At 37.4% G+C, this 16,193-nt stretch carries 18 protein-coding genes; 14 read left to right on the top strand and 4 right to left on the bottom strand.

Annotated elements, in window-relative coordinates; all coding sequences use genetic code 11:
- The first annotated feature begins 4 nt into the window (after nucleotides 1-4).
- The 4 genes from NYE67_RS10750 to NYE67_RS10735 all read left to right on the top strand — a co-directional run bounded on the left by NYE67_RS10750 (nucleotide 5) and on the right by NYE67_RS10735 (nucleotide 3,663).
- The gene (locus NYE67_RS10750) at nucleotides 5-646 is read left to right on the top strand and encodes an alpha/beta fold hydrolase (RefSeq protein ID WP_340730041.1); all 642 of its coding nucleotides are present in this window, start codon (nucleotides 5-7) and stop codon (nucleotides 644-646) included.
- 17 nt (nucleotides 647-663) lie between these two features.
- Nucleotides 664-792 (top strand): hypothetical protein, encoded by a 129-nt coding sequence (locus NYE67_RS10745; RefSeq protein WP_340730040.1) that lies wholly within the window; start codon nucleotides 664-666, stop codon nucleotides 790-792.
- Between the two features lie 173 nt (nucleotides 793-965).
- The gene (locus tag NYE67_RS10740) at nucleotides 966-2,450 is read left to right on the top strand and encodes an S-layer homology domain-containing protein (RefSeq protein ID WP_340730039.1); all 1,485 of its coding nucleotides are present in this window, start codon (nucleotides 966-968) and stop codon (nucleotides 2,448-2,450) included.
- Nucleotides 2,451-2,655: 205 nt separating this feature from the next.
- A complete protein-coding gene (locus tag NYE67_RS10735; protein ID WP_340730038.1) occupies nucleotides 2,656-3,663 on the top strand; it encodes a serine hydrolase domain-containing protein in 1,008 nt (335 codons plus the stop codon).
- Here NYE67_RS10735 and NYE67_RS20795 read toward each other — a convergent pair.
- Both NYE67_RS20795 and NYE67_RS10730 read right to left on the bottom strand, forming a co-directional pair.
- On the bottom strand, nucleotides 3,576-3,782 hold the full coding sequence (locus tag NYE67_RS20795) for a carbon monoxide dehydrogenase beta subunit family protein (protein ID WP_445683373.1): 207 nt from the start codon (nucleotides 3,780-3,782) through the stop codon (nucleotides 3,576-3,578). The two genes, NYE67_RS10735 and NYE67_RS20795, sit on opposite strands and share 88 nt — an antisense overlap.
- Before the next feature lie 306 nt (nucleotides 3,783-4,088).
- Nucleotides 4,089-5,000, bottom strand: a complete 912-nt coding sequence (locus tag NYE67_RS10730; protein WP_340730037.1) for an EamA family transporter — start codon at nucleotides 4,998-5,000, stop codon at nucleotides 4,089-4,091.
- 185 nt (nucleotides 5,001-5,185) lie between these two features.
- Here NYE67_RS10730 and NYE67_RS10725 point away from each other — a divergent pair, with 185 nt between their 5' ends.
- Both NYE67_RS10725 and NYE67_RS10720 read left to right on the top strand, forming a co-directional pair.
- Complete coding sequence (locus NYE67_RS10725; protein ID WP_340730036.1) at nucleotides 5,186-5,944, top strand: N-acetylmuramoyl-L-alanine amidase; 759 nt, start codon at nucleotides 5,186-5,188, stop codon at nucleotides 5,942-5,944.
- 55 nt (nucleotides 5,945-5,999) lie between these two features.
- Entirely contained in the window at nucleotides 6,000-6,902 is a 903-nt protein-coding gene (locus tag NYE67_RS10720; RefSeq protein WP_340730035.1) for a stalk domain-containing protein, read from the top strand.
- Nucleotides 6,903-7,000: 98 nt separating this feature from the next.
- Here NYE67_RS10720 and NYE67_RS10715 read toward each other — a convergent pair whose 3' ends face one another.
- Both NYE67_RS10715 and NYE67_RS10710 read right to left on the bottom strand, forming a co-directional pair.
- The gene (locus NYE67_RS10715) at nucleotides 7,001-7,234 is read right to left on the bottom strand and encodes a hypothetical protein (protein WP_340730034.1); all 234 of its coding nucleotides are present in this window, start codon (nucleotides 7,232-7,234) and stop codon (nucleotides 7,001-7,003) included.
- Nucleotides 7,235-7,350: 116 nt separating this feature from the next.
- Entirely contained in the window at nucleotides 7,351-7,938 is a 588-nt protein-coding gene (locus tag NYE67_RS10710) for a DUF3885 domain-containing protein (RefSeq protein ID WP_340730033.1), read from the bottom strand.
- Between the two features lie 329 nt (nucleotides 7,939-8,267).
- Between NYE67_RS10710 and NYE67_RS10705 the strand changes: the two genes are divergently transcribed.
- The 8 genes from NYE67_RS10705 (at nucleotide 8,268) to NYE67_RS10670 (ending at nucleotide 16,150) form a co-directional block, all read left to right on the top strand.
- Nucleotides 8,268-10,148, top strand: coding sequence for an N-acetylmuramoyl-L-alanine amidase (locus NYE67_RS10705; RefSeq protein WP_340730032.1), 1,881 nt, complete (start codon nucleotides 8,268-8,270; stop codon nucleotides 10,146-10,148).
- 293 nt (nucleotides 10,149-10,441) lie between these two features.
- A complete protein-coding gene (locus NYE67_RS10700) occupies nucleotides 10,442-11,110 on the top strand; it encodes a DNA-binding response regulator (RefSeq protein ID WP_340730031.1) in 669 nt (222 codons plus the stop codon).
- A gap of 659 nt (nucleotides 11,111-11,769) precedes the next feature.
- On the top strand, nucleotides 11,770-12,192 hold the full coding sequence (locus NYE67_RS10695) for a PhoU family transcriptional regulator (protein WP_340730030.1): 423 nt from the start codon (nucleotides 11,770-11,772) through the stop codon (nucleotides 12,190-12,192).
- Between the two features lie 288 nt (nucleotides 12,193-12,480).
- Nucleotides 12,481-12,792 carry a PadR family transcriptional regulator gene (locus tag NYE67_RS10690; protein WP_340730029.1) on the top strand — a complete coding sequence of 104 codons (312 nt, stop codon included), beginning with the start codon at nucleotides 12,481-12,483 and terminating at the stop codon, nucleotides 12,790-12,792.
- A complete protein-coding gene (locus tag NYE67_RS10685) occupies nucleotides 12,792-13,328 on the top strand; it encodes a DUF2812 domain-containing protein (RefSeq protein ID WP_340730028.1) in 537 nt (178 codons plus the stop codon). Before NYE67_RS10690 ends, NYE67_RS10685 begins: the two co-directional genes overlap by 1 nt.
- A 143-nt stretch (nucleotides 13,329-13,471) precedes the next feature.
- Nucleotides 13,472-14,008, top strand: a complete 537-nt coding sequence (locus NYE67_RS10680; protein ID WP_340730027.1) for a DUF2812 domain-containing protein — start codon at nucleotides 13,472-13,474, stop codon at nucleotides 14,006-14,008.
- Nucleotides 14,009-14,022: 14 nt separating this feature from the next.
- The gene (locus NYE67_RS10675; protein WP_340730026.1) at nucleotides 14,023-14,925 is read left to right on the top strand and encodes an ABC transporter ATP-binding protein; all 903 of its coding nucleotides are present in this window, start codon (nucleotides 14,023-14,025) and stop codon (nucleotides 14,923-14,925) included.
- Nucleotides 14,918-16,150 (top strand): ABC transporter permease, encoded by a 1,233-nt coding sequence (locus NYE67_RS10670; protein WP_340730025.1) that lies wholly within the window; start codon nucleotides 14,918-14,920, stop codon nucleotides 16,148-16,150. Before NYE67_RS10675 ends, NYE67_RS10670 begins: the two co-directional genes overlap by 8 nt.
- Nucleotides 16,151-16,193 lie beyond the last annotated feature (43 nt).

Genomic DNA, 16,193 nt, shown 5'->3' with positions numbered 1-16,193 from the left:
TTCCATGACATCCATCTTTGTTCATGGTTTAGGGCAAAATTCCTCGAGCTGGGGAGAAATGATGTCATTCATGGGGGAATCAAATCAAATGTATCATCCGGATTTGTTTGATCTTGTGAAGGAGCAAGAATTAACTTATAAAAATCTATACACTGCTTTCTCGGAATATATTAATGAGTTTCTTGAATCCGTCAACCTTGTTGGCCTTTCGCTTGGAGCAATTTTGGCATTGCATTATACGTTAGATTATCCGGAGAAAGTGCAATCTCTTGTTTTAATCGCCCCACAATATAAAATGCCGAAATTATTATTGAAAATACAAAATATCGTGTTTCGGTTTATACCAAAATCGTCTTTTCAGAAACTCGGCTCCAGCAAGAGCGATTTTATTCGATTGACTGAATCTATGATAGACTTGGATTTCAGTCAAGATTTGAAGAGGATTGGATGCCATATGCTAGTTGTATGTGGGGAAAAGGATAAAGCGAATAAAAGGGCAGCGGAGCAGTTGGCGGCCAAACTTTCGAATGCAGAAATCCTCAAAGTAAAAGGGGTAGGTCATGAAATAAATACGGAGGCTCCCGAAAAATTAGCGTCCTTACTCACGGACTTTTTAAAAGAACAGCAAAGGAGTGATGAATCATAGAAGCGTTAGCAATTATTGTGATTGTATGGATATTCTTATGGTCCATTACTAGAACAATAGAGAAATCAACAAATAAAATTGTAGAAAAGCAAGTGGAGCAAAATAAACTGTTGGAAGAAATAAAAGAGAAATTGAACGAACGATAGGATAAGAGATTCACACTATAAAGTTCATATATTTAATAATACTGGAAATTAAAAGATAATAAGGTAATATAGTTTATGGGAAGATTATAGGAAAGAAATTTTATATTCATATACGATTAAATAAGTTTTTTCAAAATAATGAACCCTAGTAAAAAAAGAGAGGGAGCTATTGAATGAAGAGAAAACTTTTTGCAGCGTTTAGCGCACTAATGCTTGCGTGCAGTTTACCTTTAACCGGAACATTTGCCGCAAGTACGAACCAATTTTCGGATGTACCGCCTTCCAAGTACTTTGCTGAAGCGGTTTATGATTTGGCAGAACGGAATATTATAGGAGGCTATCCGGACGGTACATTTAAACCCGGAAATTCCATTACACGTGGGCAAGCGGCGGCAATCATTGCGAAGCTTATCAAACTGGATACAGCCAAAGTAAGAGATCCTAAATTTAAGGATGTTACGACAGCAAATGGTTTTTATAAAGCGATTGCAGCTATGGCAGAAAAAGGGATCATCCGAGGGTATGGAGATGGTCGTTTTGGACCAAATGATCCGATAACGCGGGGACAAATGGCTTCGATTCTTGTGAAAGCGTTCGATTTACCACGTTATGATTACTCGTCTCATAAAAATCCATTTGAAGATGTGAAAACAGGGACGGGACATAATCCGAACATTCTGAACATCCATCGACTTGGCATAACGGGGGGAACGTCTCCTACTAAATTCAGTCCCAATGTTGCGATTACAAGAGGACAAGCAGCTAAAATGTTGAAAGCTACAGAGGAAGCAAAGTCACAAATTGTTACATTGCATGCAAGCGACTACAACTGGGAACAGTTTAAAATGTTCGACTCTAATCATAGTGATTCGGGTTTATTTAATGCAGTATCAGGGAGCAATGAATTGAATGGTAGAACTGCTGATAAACTTCACTTAGTTCCGCTAAAAGAAGGGACGGGCACATTGCAAGTCGCTTTAGTCTATTCAGGAAATCCGGACAAGAAGTATTATCGGAAATACTATGTAAATGTTAAAGAAGTGAATGGAAAACTGAAGTTGACGCTTGAAGAAACACAAGATTTTCTTACTACACCTGCGATACTTGATGTGAAGAATAAGAAAGAGGTACAAAACGTTTCCCTCTATACAATGGACGGAAACAAGCTATCTGATAGTGTGGCGTTTACAAAATGTATGTCATACAGTCCATCTGATTGCAAAGACAGCGATCAAACCGATAATGAGGGCAAGTATAATAATATCCGCATCGCTATCGATAAGCCTGGGCGATATATTGCCATTATCCGTGATATTGATGGCAAAGAAGTAAGGTACGGAATTGAAGCGGTAAGTCTCACTCCGAGTTTTAAGTACAGTCTTCGAATACTGGAGGAGAAGACAAACGATTCAGTGGATTTGGGCGCAAACTACCACATCGGAAATCATATTTTACCAAAAGGTTCAGAGGAAATGGCTATAGTGACACGCGCTGAGGGAACCAACGAGTTCAGTGTCGTAGGAAAGAAAAAGGGCCGCTTTGAGATTAAGTTACCAGACCATAAAAAGACGGATCTTTTAGGGGTTCACGTATATGTGGATCAGCTAGGTCCTATTATTAATGTAAATATTTATGAAGAAATCGATACTCATATGTAATTAGGTGAGGTTATTACAGAAGCAGGCATGATGTATATGTCTGCTTTTTGTTATGTATAGAAGTATGTGAAAAGGAAGTTCAACTATAATGAGTCCTATGATAAAATGGAATTGCCAAGTTTTGTTATTCCGAAAATATCATTCGGAAAATCAATGTAAACCAGTTTTTATCTTACTACAATCATTCAATATGAAGGAGAATAAGATGAAAATGAATAAGGTTAATGAATTAATTGAAGAAATCAAATTTTCAGGAACAGTTTTAGTAAAAAGAAATGATCAAGTCATACAGCAGTTCAGCAATGGCTATGCCAATCGTTCATACGAAGCGTTAAATAATGAGCAAACGCACTTTGGTATTGCTTCCGGCTGCAAAATCTTTACCGCCGTTGCCATTTGCCAGCTCGTTGGAAAAGGACAGCTGTCTTTTGATACGAAGTTATCGGATGTGTTGGATATAACATTTCCTCATTTTGAACCGGACATTACAATTCATCATTTACTCACACATACTGCAGGAATACCGGATTATTTTGATGAAGAAGTAATGGATGATTTTGAAGAGTTATGGGTGAAGCATCCGATGTATTTAATGCGTAGTGGGAGTGATTTTTTACCGTTATTTCAAAATGAACCGATGAAGTTGGGGGTCGGTGAGCGATTCCATTATAATAACGCCGGCTATATACTGCTTGGACTTGTTGTTCAGGAAATTACTAGCATGCGCTTTGATGAGTATGTAGCGGAATTTATTTTTAAAGTTGCCGGTATGGAGCACTCAGGCTATTTCGCTATGGATGCTTTTCCGAACAATACTGCATTAGGCTATATTGATAATGAAGATGGATCGTGGAGGTCAAATATTTATTCCGTTCCTGCAAAGGGCGGGGCAGATGGTGGCGCTTTTATAACGGTCGAGGATATGTATCGGTTTTGGAAGGCGCTTTTTGATTTTACGTTATTAAGCGAGCAGATGACGAAGCAGCTGTTAACGCCGTATATGCACACAGACGATGACTATGACCGATTTTACGGCTACGGGGTTTGGATAGATATTCTCGATTCGAACATTACAAAATACCATGTAATGGGCTATGATCCGGGGGTAAGCTTTCACTCTGCCTATTACCCGGAAAGCAATGAAATTACAGTAGTATGTTCGAACAAAAGTGAAGGGGCTTTTAACGTCTTTAAGGCAATTGAAACTATGTAAACATGAAAACCAACTAGCAATATTGCGTCTAGTTGGTTTTCGTTTTCTAATATCCGGGTTGGGTTTTCTAATATAACAGTTCCATGTGCTAATAAGTTGTTGCATTGTTCAAATATCACCTGGAAAAATGCTAATAACTTGATTCAATCTGCTAATATCTGCGTTAAAAGTTCTAATATAATTTTTTACCAATCCATGTGCTAATAAGCTGCTGAAAAGTTCTAATATCCTGGTTGAATGTTCTAATATATTTTAAAAAGTGCTAATAAACTTTCGCTTTTCTAATAAACATGTCCGATGTGCTAATAAACTGCTGAAATGTTCAAATATCATCTGGAAATCTGCTAATATCCACCCCAAAGTTTCTAATATCTGAGCTAATTGTGCTAATAAATTCTCGCCCATAGTCAAGTGCAGCAAACCGATCACACAGCATCCCGCTTCTGATCAGCCTTCAACGCGATATATATCATCATAGCTAAGATCAGCGAAGTGCCGAACCATTGGAAGCTGCCAAACGGCTCCTTCAGCCATAAAACCGTTGCGAGTACGGCAGTCAATGGCTCAATATTGCCCAGCAAGCTTGTTTCTTTCGCAGTAAGGGTTTGCAGGCTTTCGATATAAAACCAAAAAGCGAGCATCGTGCCGAAAATAATAACAACGATTAAATAAAAGACAGTCGATCCAGTCCAATTCGAAATATCAGCATCCCAAGGTGGCTGTACAAAACTCATTGTAACTCCGGCAAGCAGCATACCCCAACCAACCACAACAAGTGAATCAAACCGCTGCAGCAAAGGGATGGCATAAAGTGTATAAAAAGCAAGCGACAAACCTGAAAGCAGTCCCCAAATAATAGCCGGGAGAGGTACGGCAAATGCAGACAGCGAGCCGTTTGTTAATAAAAAGAAACTCCCGCACAGGGCCAACACAATTGTTACCGCATCTTTTCTTGTAAATACGGATTGACCGCGTAGTGTGACCCACACAATAATCATGACTGGTGCCAAATACTGCAGTAATGTTGCGACAGCTGCATTTCCTTCTTTAATCGATGCCATATACGTGTATTGCACAGCGAGCATACCGACAATAGCAAAGGTAACTAATCGGAATGCTGTGTATTTTTGACGCCAAATAGCTAAAATTTGATGACGATCTTTAAATATTGCCTGGGTAATTAAAAGTAATATCCCAGCAATGACTAGCCGTGTCGAGACAAGCCAGCTCACTTCAATACCTTGAGTAAACAGCTGCTGTGACATCGTTCCGCCAATACCCCAGAAAAAACAGCCGCTTACAACTAATAGAAAGCCAATCATTCTTTTGTTTTTCATGCCTAACCCTCACTATATATGTAATCTCTTAATTTTAACGAACTTTTATATAAAACTCTATGATCGTTTTAACATAAGCTTGTGACATCGTCATATTTATATAACTATTTTAATATAATTAATAAAATCGCAGTCCCTTTTCTCAGATTATTAGGACATATAAACAATAAAAGAGGTGATTTATCATGTTAACAATTAGTGCAGGTCATTACGGAAAAGGTACAGGAGCAGTAGGGTATCTTGATGAAGGGAAGGAAACGGTTGAAGTTGTAAAGCAGCTCGAAAGGAAATTAAAAGCAAAGGGCATTTTGGTCCATACAATTATTGATACCCAATCGAAAAACCAACAGCAAAATTTATCGTATTTAATCCGACAGCATAACGCCACACAACGGCATTTGGATGTGAGTCTTCATTTTAATGCAACTAAAAATAAACAAAAAGCAGGAATCGGCACGGAGGTATTGTATATAAACCAGGCAATTTTGCCTTTTGCACAAAAATTAAGCGGACAAGTTGCGAAAGCGGGGAATTTTAAAAATAGGGGAGCAAAACTGCGTACAGATCTGGCCTTTTTAAAAGGAACAGTAAAAAAAGCGATTATTATTGAAATATGCTTTGTCAGCTCAGAGGAGGATGTACGATTATACCAAGCAAATAAAGAACAAATTGTTGAAGCCATTGCGGAAACTTTAAAAAGCTTCGTGTCAGTAACTGCACCCGTACAAAAGCAAATAACGACAATTTCCAGTCCTACATTGCAGCAAGCGGTGGAAGTTTTATTTAAAGATAAACAAGCGGTGCGCCGGCAACTAGTAGAGGGTATTCAGACAGGTGTTTACCAAAGGATATGGTTGGATAATTTTGAACAGGGTAAATTAACTCTATACGATTATTTAGCCCTCACCGCACTGCAATTTCAAAAAAATAAAATTTCTTTGTAACCTTTATGGAAATGAATCGACTAATGTAGTGAAATTACCGAAAGGGTGGAATGTTATGAAAAAAATAGTACCGTTAGCATTATCTGCATTTTTATTAGGGACGATGACTGCAGGAGCAGAACAGCCACTGAATAAAGAAGGGGCTGAGCAAGTTGTGAAGGAAGCGACATTTGCGAAGTATGCCGGAGAAATAACAGAAGTTAAACAAATGGAGACATCAAAACTTTATACAGCTAAAGTAGATGAAAACATATTCCACTTCCATGTTGATGATAAAACCCTCGTTTTTGATCAACAAGGCAATGAGGTGGATTTAAAGGTAGGGGATACAACGTCAATCTATATATTTGCCGACCAGCCAATGATTTTAATTTATCCTCCTCAATATTCACCGGCAGTGGTGATTGTGGAAAAAGAAGATGCAGCTGGCTCAGTAAAGGTAGCGCAATTTGATGAAAAACTTTTAAGTGATGACGGCGAATTAAAGCTGAACTTAGATGAAAAATCTGTCATCGTCAATGCAAAAGGTGAAAAAGTTGATGCGAAAGATGTAAAAAAATATAATGCCGCTGTCTTTTACGGACCAACAACGAGAAGCATCCCGGCACAAACTTCACCTGAAAAAATTGTTGTATTTCCAAAACTTGAAGATGCTGAGGAAGTAGAAACACCTGAAATTGCACCGGAAATTCAGGCGATTATTGGTGGGGATTATAAAGAAGTCGATGGGAAAATCATGGTACCTTTACGTCTTGTCGCAGAGGAGCTTGGCTTTAAAGTCACTTCTACAGGAAAAGGGGCTATTCTTTCAAAAGGCACATTATCCTACACAGTAACGCGCGGTGAAAAAGCATATGGACATAACCGTGCACTGCATTATTTTGAAATCGCTCCAGAGTTATTGGAAGATAATAAAACTTATGTAGAACTTAGCTTTGCGCAGGAATTACTTCAATAGTATATTCCAGGCTGAAATTCACTAATAAGGTGAGTTTCAGCCTTTTTATTAGAAAAATACATAAAAAAATCCTCTAGGAAAAGAGGAATTTGGTGATTTTAGTTTAAGTTCTTTCTTTTAAATACCAAGAAGTTTGGAAATAAAAATAGGGCAATGCCAAATATCAAATACCATCCCTTGCCGTCGTATGAAATCATAAGTATCAATTCCCAAGCATTTGATGGACCTGAATGAGAACCATTGCTGAAGGGGTAGGAAAAAATGAACGGTAAAACGCCTATAAACGTAAAAATGATTCCTAATAGCAGTGAGAAAGTAGCGAAAATTTTCATTGAACAGCCTCCTTACTATTAATAATATTCTGATAAATGAACTAATTCAATGAAAAGTTCTTACTATTGGCATCGGAAAAGCTGAAAGGGGAATTACCCATACTTTCAGCTCCTATCTATCCCTCAAACATACGAGTGATGGCTTCTCTATCATAATCCAAAATCCAATCATTATAGTGCTTATACAATGGTCTGAGCTTTTCAACATTACTACCTAAAACATCACAGCCTCGGTCATCATATACATGGAAAATGGTCTGTGTGCGTTTGTTCAGTATGTATACACGGTGAGGGATACTCGGTTTCACGCCTAAATCTGAATGAACAACTGCCCGCAATATTTTTGAAGCCGCAATCTCTTTAGCTCTGCAGGCTATTTCAAAGCGATAGATTAAGATTTCCTCCATTTCATATGTGTTCATTGAGATACGAAAGTGTTGGCTTCTATCCAAAAACGGTGATAGATTTTTCCGTTTTAAATCTACCTCCAATACATCCATAACGATAATGCACTCGTCATCGGGCTTATGCAAATCGTTATACAACGCCGCGGCACGTTCATTACTTCCTGCTATGTATTTCTTGTCATCGTGTTCATTTGGATCTCCCAGTTCAAAGCGGATTGCAGGTTGCCATGAATAAAATAAGCCTGGCATTAGCTTCAAGTTTGAAAAATAACGCTCTAAAAATAATGAATGCTCCATTTGAATCAACCTTTCTTTTAACAGATGCTAGAAAATAGTTTCTATCTATATTATCACATTGATTTTATTACGAGATTTTGCTGGATCATTCAAAAACTTGGGTTGACTTTCCAGAAGGACTTAAAAACAGCGGAAATACCTAATTTTAGAGGACTTGAAATATACTATTTACCCGATTAATTTCCTCTCTAAACAAAATTTTTATCGGATGTAATCATTTTGTAACTATAATGTAACAAGATTTTGATATTAAATATGGATTTACCTCTATTTATTTCCTTATTTCTACTATACAATGATGGAGACAGCTTATGAAAGGATAGGGAACAATGAATCAAAAATTGATTACATTGGTTGTTGCAATCTTCCTCGTTTGTACACTAGCTGTTACACCGACATCAGCTAAAGTAGTATTTGCAGATGTTGCGACAACCGATGCCACTTACGAAGAAATCCAATACTTAATTAGCTTAGGCGCAATTAAAGGATATCAGGAAAAGGGCAAAACATACTACAAACCAAACATGAGTGTGACGCGTGCACAAGCTGCGAAAATGGCAGTAATTGCTGCAGGTAAGAGTCCACTAAAAGTAAGTAAATCTTCTTACTCAGATGTTAAAGTCGGTACAGAACAATCCACTTATATTGAGCGAGCAAAACAGCTTGGATTGTTTTCAGCAAAGTCTGGAAAATTTTCTCCTAATGCACCCCTGTCACGTGAAGAAATGAGCCATGTATTAGCAGTGGCTTTCAATTTAAATGTCAATGACTACAAGGACTTAGCGATTGTTTTCCCAGATGTAACGACATCGAATACATATGCTTCGTATATAAAAGCAATTTATTATAACGGGATTACAAAAGGAAATGATGGCAGATTTATGCCGAAAAGCTCGGTAACTCGAGCACAGTTTGCATCATTTATAGCACGTGCTAAAAGTGAAGAATATCGCCTTGCATTACCAGATCAACTTGATGCAGTCGATGTGACACAAGTGATCGGTTTAGTATCGGTAACGACTGATGGCTTAAATGTCCGTACAGGTCCGAATACGTCAAGTACAGTAATTGGAAGAGTTAATACAGGTGGTAAATTATCTGTCTATGCAGTAGAAGGGAACTGGTTGAAAGTATCTTATCAAGGCTATTACGGTTATATCAGTAAGTCATACGCCAAATTCCTTGAACAAGATGGTAATGCAATAGGTCCATCAATTAAGGCTGTCACAGCAAATGCAACATTGAACCTATATTACAAACCAACTTCTTCTTCAAAAAAAATAACGCAAATTTCAGCTGGAGCAGCATTGTCTGTTTATAAAGAAATAGGCGGCTATTATTTAACGACTGTTGATGGAGTACCTGGCTACATTGTAAAAGCGAGTACGACAGTTGTAGGTGGTTCTGTTGTGGAACCTCCAAAAGTAGATGACGAAAAACCTGTCGCAACGACAAATACAATTGGTAAAGTAACGGTTGCGAGCTTAAATATGCGTCAATCAGCATCAGGCTCATCAAAAACTATCAAAACTTTATCAAAGGGCTCAGTTATTGCAGTTCATTCGATTAACGGCTTTTGGGCAAAAGTTACAGCAGGCAAAGATACGGGCTATGTTCATAAATCATATATTAAATTGATGAATGAAAAAGGCAGCGCTGTAAAAGACCGTATTATTATTCTAGATCCAGGGCACGGCGGTAAAGATCCAGGTGCCGTTAACTCAGGTCATACGGAAAAAGCGATCGTATTAAAAGTTTCCAACCTTGTAAAACAAAAGCTTGAAGCTGATGGTGCGAAAGTGCAGATGACTCGTTCTGGCGATACGTATCCTTCATTACAGGAGCGTGTGAAATTTACGCAGGACAAGTTCGGTGAAATTTATGTGAGTATTCATGTAAACGCTGCAACATCTACAAGTGCACAAGGAACAGAAACGTACTATAGTATCAGTTCAGGTGATCAGTTTGAAGAGGATAAAAAGCTTGCCACGTATATTAATACAGAGATTGTCAATAATGCGAAAATGAAAAATCGCGGCGTTAAAGAAGCGCAATACTATGTAACGCGCAATATGATCATCCCTTCTGTATTAGTTGAGCTTGGATTTATCTCAAATGCTGAAGACCGCAAAAAGTTAGTTGATGATAAGTATGTAGAAATTTATGCACAATCGATTTATAACGGGATTGTGGATTACTATAAAAAATAGATTTTATATGGCCGATTCCTTTATGGAGTCGGTTTTTTTGTGTATTTATTGACAAATTTTAGGGATTTATTAAACTGGAAATAGTTGTATCCTCTAATGCTTCTGCACACACCGCTAAATAGACGGAGGAATTCCGCTTATTCACCTCAAAAACATAAAGTTAAAAGTATTTTATACAAATAGGCGGAAATCTTACCTTTATTTCCTGCTAAAATCACTCCATTATAAAAATAACAGTAAAATCTCCGCTTATTCTTATAATTCCACATTTAAAATTTAGGAGGGTATTTTTTATGAGTTTTGAAGAAGAATATCAAGTATTTTTGAATTTGCACGTACAAGCAAGAACTGGGGAAAGGCTAAGGCGATTAAAAGAAGGTCATAATCAGGCGGAAATGCTGTTTTTAAAGCAAGTATGGTGGCCGCTATTTTCCCATTTCAATTATCTTCATCCAGAATATGAAGTCGATGATTTTAAGGATGGAAAAAGGTATTTGGATTTTGCCTATATTCGTCCAGGTGTCCGGATTTGCTTTGAAATTGACGGGTATGGTCCACACTTGAAGAATATAAGCAGATGGCAGTTTGCCGATAATCTCGAACGGCAAAATCAGTTAGTCATTGACGGATGGACTGTAATTCGCTTTTCTTATGACCAAGTGAAAGAGAGGCCACGACGCTGTCAGCAAATAGTTCAGCAAGTTTTCGGGCAGCGGTTAGGTGATAAACTGGATTATACATCTTTAACCTATTATGAAAAAGAAGTTCTTCGGCTGGCAGTTCGGAAAGGGGGAGCGATCTTTCCAAAAGATATAGAGACATATTTGAAAGTAAGTGACAAAACCGCAAGAAAACTGTTAGCTCAACTAGTCGAGAAGAAAATGCTTATCCCCGCGTCTGGCACGAAGAGAGTCCGCTCGTATCAGCTAGGTAATCACATCAAACTTCCAATCGAAAAATAACGGAAGGAATTTCCGTTATTCACCAAATAAATTAAAAATGTTCTGAAATAAGGGAAGAAATTTCCGTTATTCGTTCAAAACTGGTTAAAAGGGACCCGTTTTACGCAAATAAAGGAAAATGGTTCCGTTATTTTCTACATAAAATGATTCAAGTCGTGAAATAGCGGAAAACGCTTCCCTTATTTTATCCTTACCTAGAGAGATATTGTGTTCTTGCGAGAAGAGAATCCGTTCGTACCGGTTGAATAGACTTCCCATCAAAAATAAAAGAAGGAATTTCCCTTATTCACCAAATAAATTAAAAATCTTCTGAAATAAGGGAACAAATTTCCGTTATTCGTTCAAAAGCTTCAAAAAAGGACTCGCTTAACGCAAATAAAGGAAAATACTTCCCTTATTTTCACATAAAACGATTCGAATCTTGAAATAGCGGTAAATGCTTCCCTTATTTTACTTTTCCCGGTTGGGGAAAATTACACTAGCATTTAAGATACAGGAGTTTCAGAGGCTATAAGTGAAATATCGAACTTTGTTTGATTAGTGAACTGAGAAAGTGTGAATTTATTCAGTATCTTAACGGATGCGGTAGAAGGGGAAAAAATCCTTAGAAGATCATAAATGATGTTCTTCAATTAATGGGGAACAAGGGGGAAGATTAAATGAAAAGAGTATTACTTACTGTATTATTAAGTTTTATATTATTTGGTTGTTCAGATGTAAATAATGAATCGGATTCGAGTCCAATATTAGACAAAGAGTTTGTAGAAGCAAATGCAGAAATAGGTCATTCTAAAGATGAAGTTGAAGAAATATTTGGAACAGAATATTTCTCTGGAGAAGGTGAATTCGAGACCAATGAAGTATGGGTGTACGATAAAGTGAAAGACGATTTCGAGTATGAAAAAAGTATACAAATAGTCCCCTTTGATGAAATCAGAGAAGGAAATGTGGATTATCAGTTATATATAAATTTTGTTGAGGGCGAAACAATTATGTATCTGTATATTTACAGAGGAGAAGATGGGGAACTTTGGCAGTATCAAGTAAATCCAGATGGAACTACACAAGATAGAAAAATGTAGTGATAATGAACTGTTGCGGCCTTTAGTTCAATAAGGATAGTAAAATATTATGCTAAAAAGCGTTCAATTCTGAGCGCTTTTAATTGTTTTTATATGGCTATTTCACTGTTGTAATATATGCTGATTAACCTGTTATTTGCACTTTTCTCCTCAACAACCTAATTTGTTAACCATATTCCCAAGTCTTTTTTTATTTTCTGAATTTTTTGTTGACACACTATATCAGCGTCCGATATATTATATATCAAGAGCCGATATATCAGACGTCGATAGAACGGAGGGGTTTTATTGCAGCAACCTTTAACAGAGGGGGTTTATTATATTTTGTTGGCACTATATGAACCGCGCCATGGATATGGAATTATGCAGATCGTCGAGGAATGGAGCGATGGGCGTGTAAAGTTAGGCGCGGGAACTACGTACGGTGCACTGAAAAATTTGCAGGAAAAGAAATTTATTGAAACATTAGCGGGGGAAGGACGAAAAAAAGAGTATGTCATTACAGCGCTTGGCAAACAGATTGTTGAAGCTGAAGTTACCCGCATTAAAGAGCTCTATAACAACGGTAGAAAAATTATACAAGCGGAAGGAGATTTGTGATGCGTAAATTTAAAGTTTTCCTGGATGATGCGAAAGAAGAAAAGTGGATTAACGATATGGCAACTGAAGGCTGGTACTTCCAAAGCTTTCACTTTCCATTCTACACTTTTGCAAAAGGTGAACCAGGTGAATATGAATACCGTTCAGAAATGCTTGAAGGATTCGGTTTCGGGAAAGCGGCAAATGAGTATTTGGACTTTGTTCAAAGTACAGGTGTAGAGGTCGTGCAAAAACGTTTTAACTGGGTATATTTCCGTCAGCATAAAAGTAAGGGGAATTTTGAGCTATACAGTGATCCGGTTTCAAAGCTCTCTTATATAAACCGAATTTATACTCTTTATGGTACCGCAGCTGTATTAAATTTAGTATTTGCTCTATTTAATGGGGTGATGTCAGTGTTTGAGAATAGTTTACATTTTAACAGCTTTATTTCTGGACTGAACACCGGCGTTTTCATTGCACTTCTCTATCCACTGGCAAAAACAGTTTACCGTAAACAGAATTTAAAAAAAGAAATAGCGTTGTATGAAAATTAATGATGAATTGAAAATTTTTACAATATATTGAAACTTTAACGAGGGAAGCACGTAAAAAATAGTATGTCATCACATCTTACCGATTTAGAAACTTCCCACATTAAAGTGCCTAATAAATCTTTACAAGCAAAAGGGGAAATGTGATGCGTATATTTAAGCTTTTTAGTGATGATGCGAAGGAAGAGCAGTGGATTAATGACATGGCAAATCAGGGCTGGCATCTTAAAAAAATACGATTCTCATTTTATTACTTTGAGCAGGGCGAGCAAGGTGAATACGAGTACCGTCTTGAAGTACTTGATCACTTTCTTAAAGGAAAAGATGTAAAAGAATACTTGGATTTTACAGAAAGCGCTGGGATCGAGCTAATACAAAAGCGTTTAAACTGGTTATATTTCCGCCAGCACAAAAGCAAAGGTCCGTTTGAATTATATAGTGATGCTTCTTCGAAATTAAAGTATTTCAATCGAATGCTGTCGATCTATTATCCATTACTATTTATTAATTTCCTGGCGGCCTGTACAAATGGTGCGTTTGCGTTGGGGGAACTTACGTATGATGTAAATTTCCTCATCAGTGTTATGAATCTACTTGCTGTGCTCTTACTAATCGTTCCGACAATCAATGTTATAAAGCGAAAACGTATTTTAAAAAAAGAAATGGCTATGTTTGAAAATTAAGGAGGGAAATGAGAATGGTGTTACAACTAAAAGATGTTACAAAGAGATACAGAGATTTTGTGGCAGTCGACCGGCTTAATTTTACCATTGATAAAGGTGAAATTTTCGGGTTAATCGGTCAAAATGGAGCAGGAAAAACGACGACATTCCGCATGATTTTGGATTTGCAGGATACGACAGAAGGCTTAATTACGTGGGACGGGCAACCAATTAAATCAGTCGATCGTGATATTTTAGGCTATTTACCGGAAGAGCGCGGTATTTTCCCGCAAATGAAAGTGGAAGAGCAATTATACTTTTTTGGTGAGCTTCACGGTATGGATAAAGCGGTAATTAAAAAGGATATCGATTTCTGGATTCAACGCTTTGATCTGGAAGAAAAGCGAAATGTAAAAGCAGAAACACTTTCAAAAGGTAATAAACAAAAGGTACAGCTTATTGCGAGCTTTATCCATAAACCGAAGTTTTTAATTTTAGATGAGCCGTTTAGCGGGCTGGACCCAGTTAATATGGAGCTGCTAAAAGATGCCATCCTATACTTACGTGATCAAGGAATGACGATTTTATTTTCAAGTCACCAAATGGACAATGTCGAGGAGCTGTGTGATCATTTATGTTTATTAAAACGTGGTGAATCATTGTTCTCTGGCTCATTGCTCGATTTGAAGAAGCAATACGGCAAAACGAAATTGACAGTACGAACAGATAAATCATTTGAAGAGTTAAGCAAGTTCCCTGGTGTAGTTCATGTTAAAATGGAGCGTGACTCACAGGCCGTACTGACTTTGGAAGACGAATCTTATGCACCTGCCATTTTTGATTTACTTTCCAATGGGGGCTATATGGAAAAGTTCAGTTTGGATTATTTATCATTGCACGAGATCTTCAAAGAGAAAGTAGGTGCTGGCCTTGTCTAAATTTATGGTACTCGTTAAACAACTATATAAACAGAAAGTATCGGCTAAGTCATTTATATTAACTACATTACTTTACTTAGTCGTCCTTGCGGGAATTATATACTGGTCGGAAATTAGAGACCTAATTTTCTCTGGCGATGCTGACACGATTGCTGTTGTAAATGAAACAAATTTCGATGTATCGGAAGTACTGCAAAATACAGATGATTACGAATATGAATATGTAACAGCAGGTGAAGTTGCAGATAAGTTAAAGGACGGGGACTATTATGCGGCCTTTACATTAACGGATGCTGATGGGAAATTGGCAGCAAAAATTGAATCTTATGATCCATTACCGTTAAATGACCAGTCAAACTTTCAAGAGATGCTAAGTCAGGCAGGTCAAATTTATGCGATGAGTCAATTAGATTTATCACCGGAGCAACAGCAGCTTTTATTATCATCTGAACCGATCATTACATTAAATTCGATTAATGAAGCAGCAGCAGATGGTAAGTCCGCTGATGAAAAAATGGCTGGTGTATTTATTTCGTATGCTATCGGAATTATTATTTATATTTTTGTCGCTACGTATTTATCCATTATTACGACAGACGTGGCTTCAGAAAAAGGGTCACGTGCACTGGAAATGTTACTTGTAAGTGTTAAGCCTGAAATCCACTTCCGTTCGAAAATCGTTGGTGTATTTTTAGTCGCACTTACGCAGTTTATCATCCTATTCGGTGGCTTATTGTTACTGTTACGCTTCTCAGACGGAGGGAACAAATGGTCCATCGTAACGGATTTACTTGATTCGATGTCAATGAGCTATTTCCTGTATGTGATGGGATTCCTGTTCTTAACAATCTTCATGTATTTAATCATCGGGGCACTATTCGGTTCACTTGTTTCAAAGGTAGAGGAAGCAGGTCAAGTGATGATGCCGGCAATGATGCTAACACTTGTAGGGTTTTATGTCATGCTTACAGGTATGGGTAACCCAGATACAATGCTAATTAAAGTATTCTCTTACATTCCATTTACTTCAGGAATGGTTATGCCAATGCGATTAGGCGCAACGGATATAAGTGCAATCGAACCAATTATTAGCTTCGCTGTATTATTAGGTACTGTATTAGCGTTATACTTCCTGAGCTTATCATTCTATAAACGAAGTGTTCTAACGTATTCTTCGGGTGGTATTATTGAGAAAATGAAAACAGTATTTAAAGTGACGACTTAACTGTGTGAGTAGCTATTGTCCGTCATTCGTAGTAAACTAGAGA

The organism is Solibacillus sp. FSL W8-0474 (assembly GCF_038004065.1).
Taxonomy (GTDB): Bacteria; Bacillota; Bacilli; order Bacillales_A; family Planococcaceae; genus Solibacillus; species Solibacillus faecavium.
The sequence above is the reverse complement of the archived record's forward strand: the minus strand, read 5'-3'. Positions and strand labels throughout refer to the sequence as shown.

Bases quoted from the DNA above. Each gene is read 5' to 3' on its own strand.
- NYE67_RS10705 (WP_340730032.1), top strand. From the start codon at position 8,268: ATGAATCAAAAATTGATTACATTGGTTGTTGCAATCTTCCTCGTTTGT.
- NYE67_RS10675 (WP_340730026.1), top strand. From the start codon at position 14,023: ATGGTGTTACAACTAAAAGATGTTACAAAGAGATACAGAGATTTTGTG.
- NYE67_RS10730 (WP_340730037.1), bottom strand. From the start codon at position 5,000: ATGAAAAACAAAAGAATGATTGGCTTTCTATTAGTTGTAAGCGGCTGT.
- NYE67_RS10700 (WP_340730031.1), top strand. From the start codon at position 10,442: ATGAGTTTTGAAGAAGAATATCAAGTATTTTTGAATTTGCACGTACAA.
- NYE67_RS10725 (WP_340730036.1), top strand. From the start codon at position 5,186: ATGTTAACAATTAGTGCAGGTCATTACGGAAAAGGTACAGGAGCAGTA.
- NYE67_RS10695 (WP_340730030.1), top strand. From the start codon at position 11,770: ATGAAAAGAGTATTACTTACTGTATTATTAAGTTTTATATTATTTGGT.
- NYE67_RS10750 (WP_340730041.1), top strand. From the start codon at position 5: ATGACATCCATCTTTGTTCATGGTTTAGGGCAAAATTCCTCGAGCTGG.
- NYE67_RS10740 (WP_340730039.1), top strand. From the start codon at position 966: ATGAAGAGAAAACTTTTTGCAGCGTTTAGCGCACTAATGCTTGCGTGC.
- NYE67_RS10715 (WP_340730034.1), bottom strand. From the start codon at position 7,234: ATGAAAATTTTCGCTACTTTCTCACTGCTATTAGGAATCATTTTTACG.
- NYE67_RS10735 (WP_340730038.1), top strand. From the start codon at position 2,656: ATGAAAATGAATAAGGTTAATGAATTAATTGAAGAAATCAAATTTTCA.
- NYE67_RS10685 (WP_340730028.1), top strand. From the start codon at position 12,792: ATGCGTAAATTTAAAGTTTTCCTGGATGATGCGAAAGAAGAAAAGTGG.
- NYE67_RS10720 (WP_340730035.1), top strand. From the start codon at position 6,000: ATGAAAAAAATAGTACCGTTAGCATTATCTGCATTTTTATTAGGGACG.
- NYE67_RS10680 (WP_340730027.1), top strand. From the start codon at position 13,472: ATGCGTATATTTAAGCTTTTTAGTGATGATGCGAAGGAAGAGCAGTGG.
- NYE67_RS10710 (WP_340730033.1), bottom strand. From the start codon at position 7,938: ATGGAGCATTCATTATTTTTAGAGCGTTATTTTTCAAACTTGAAGCTA.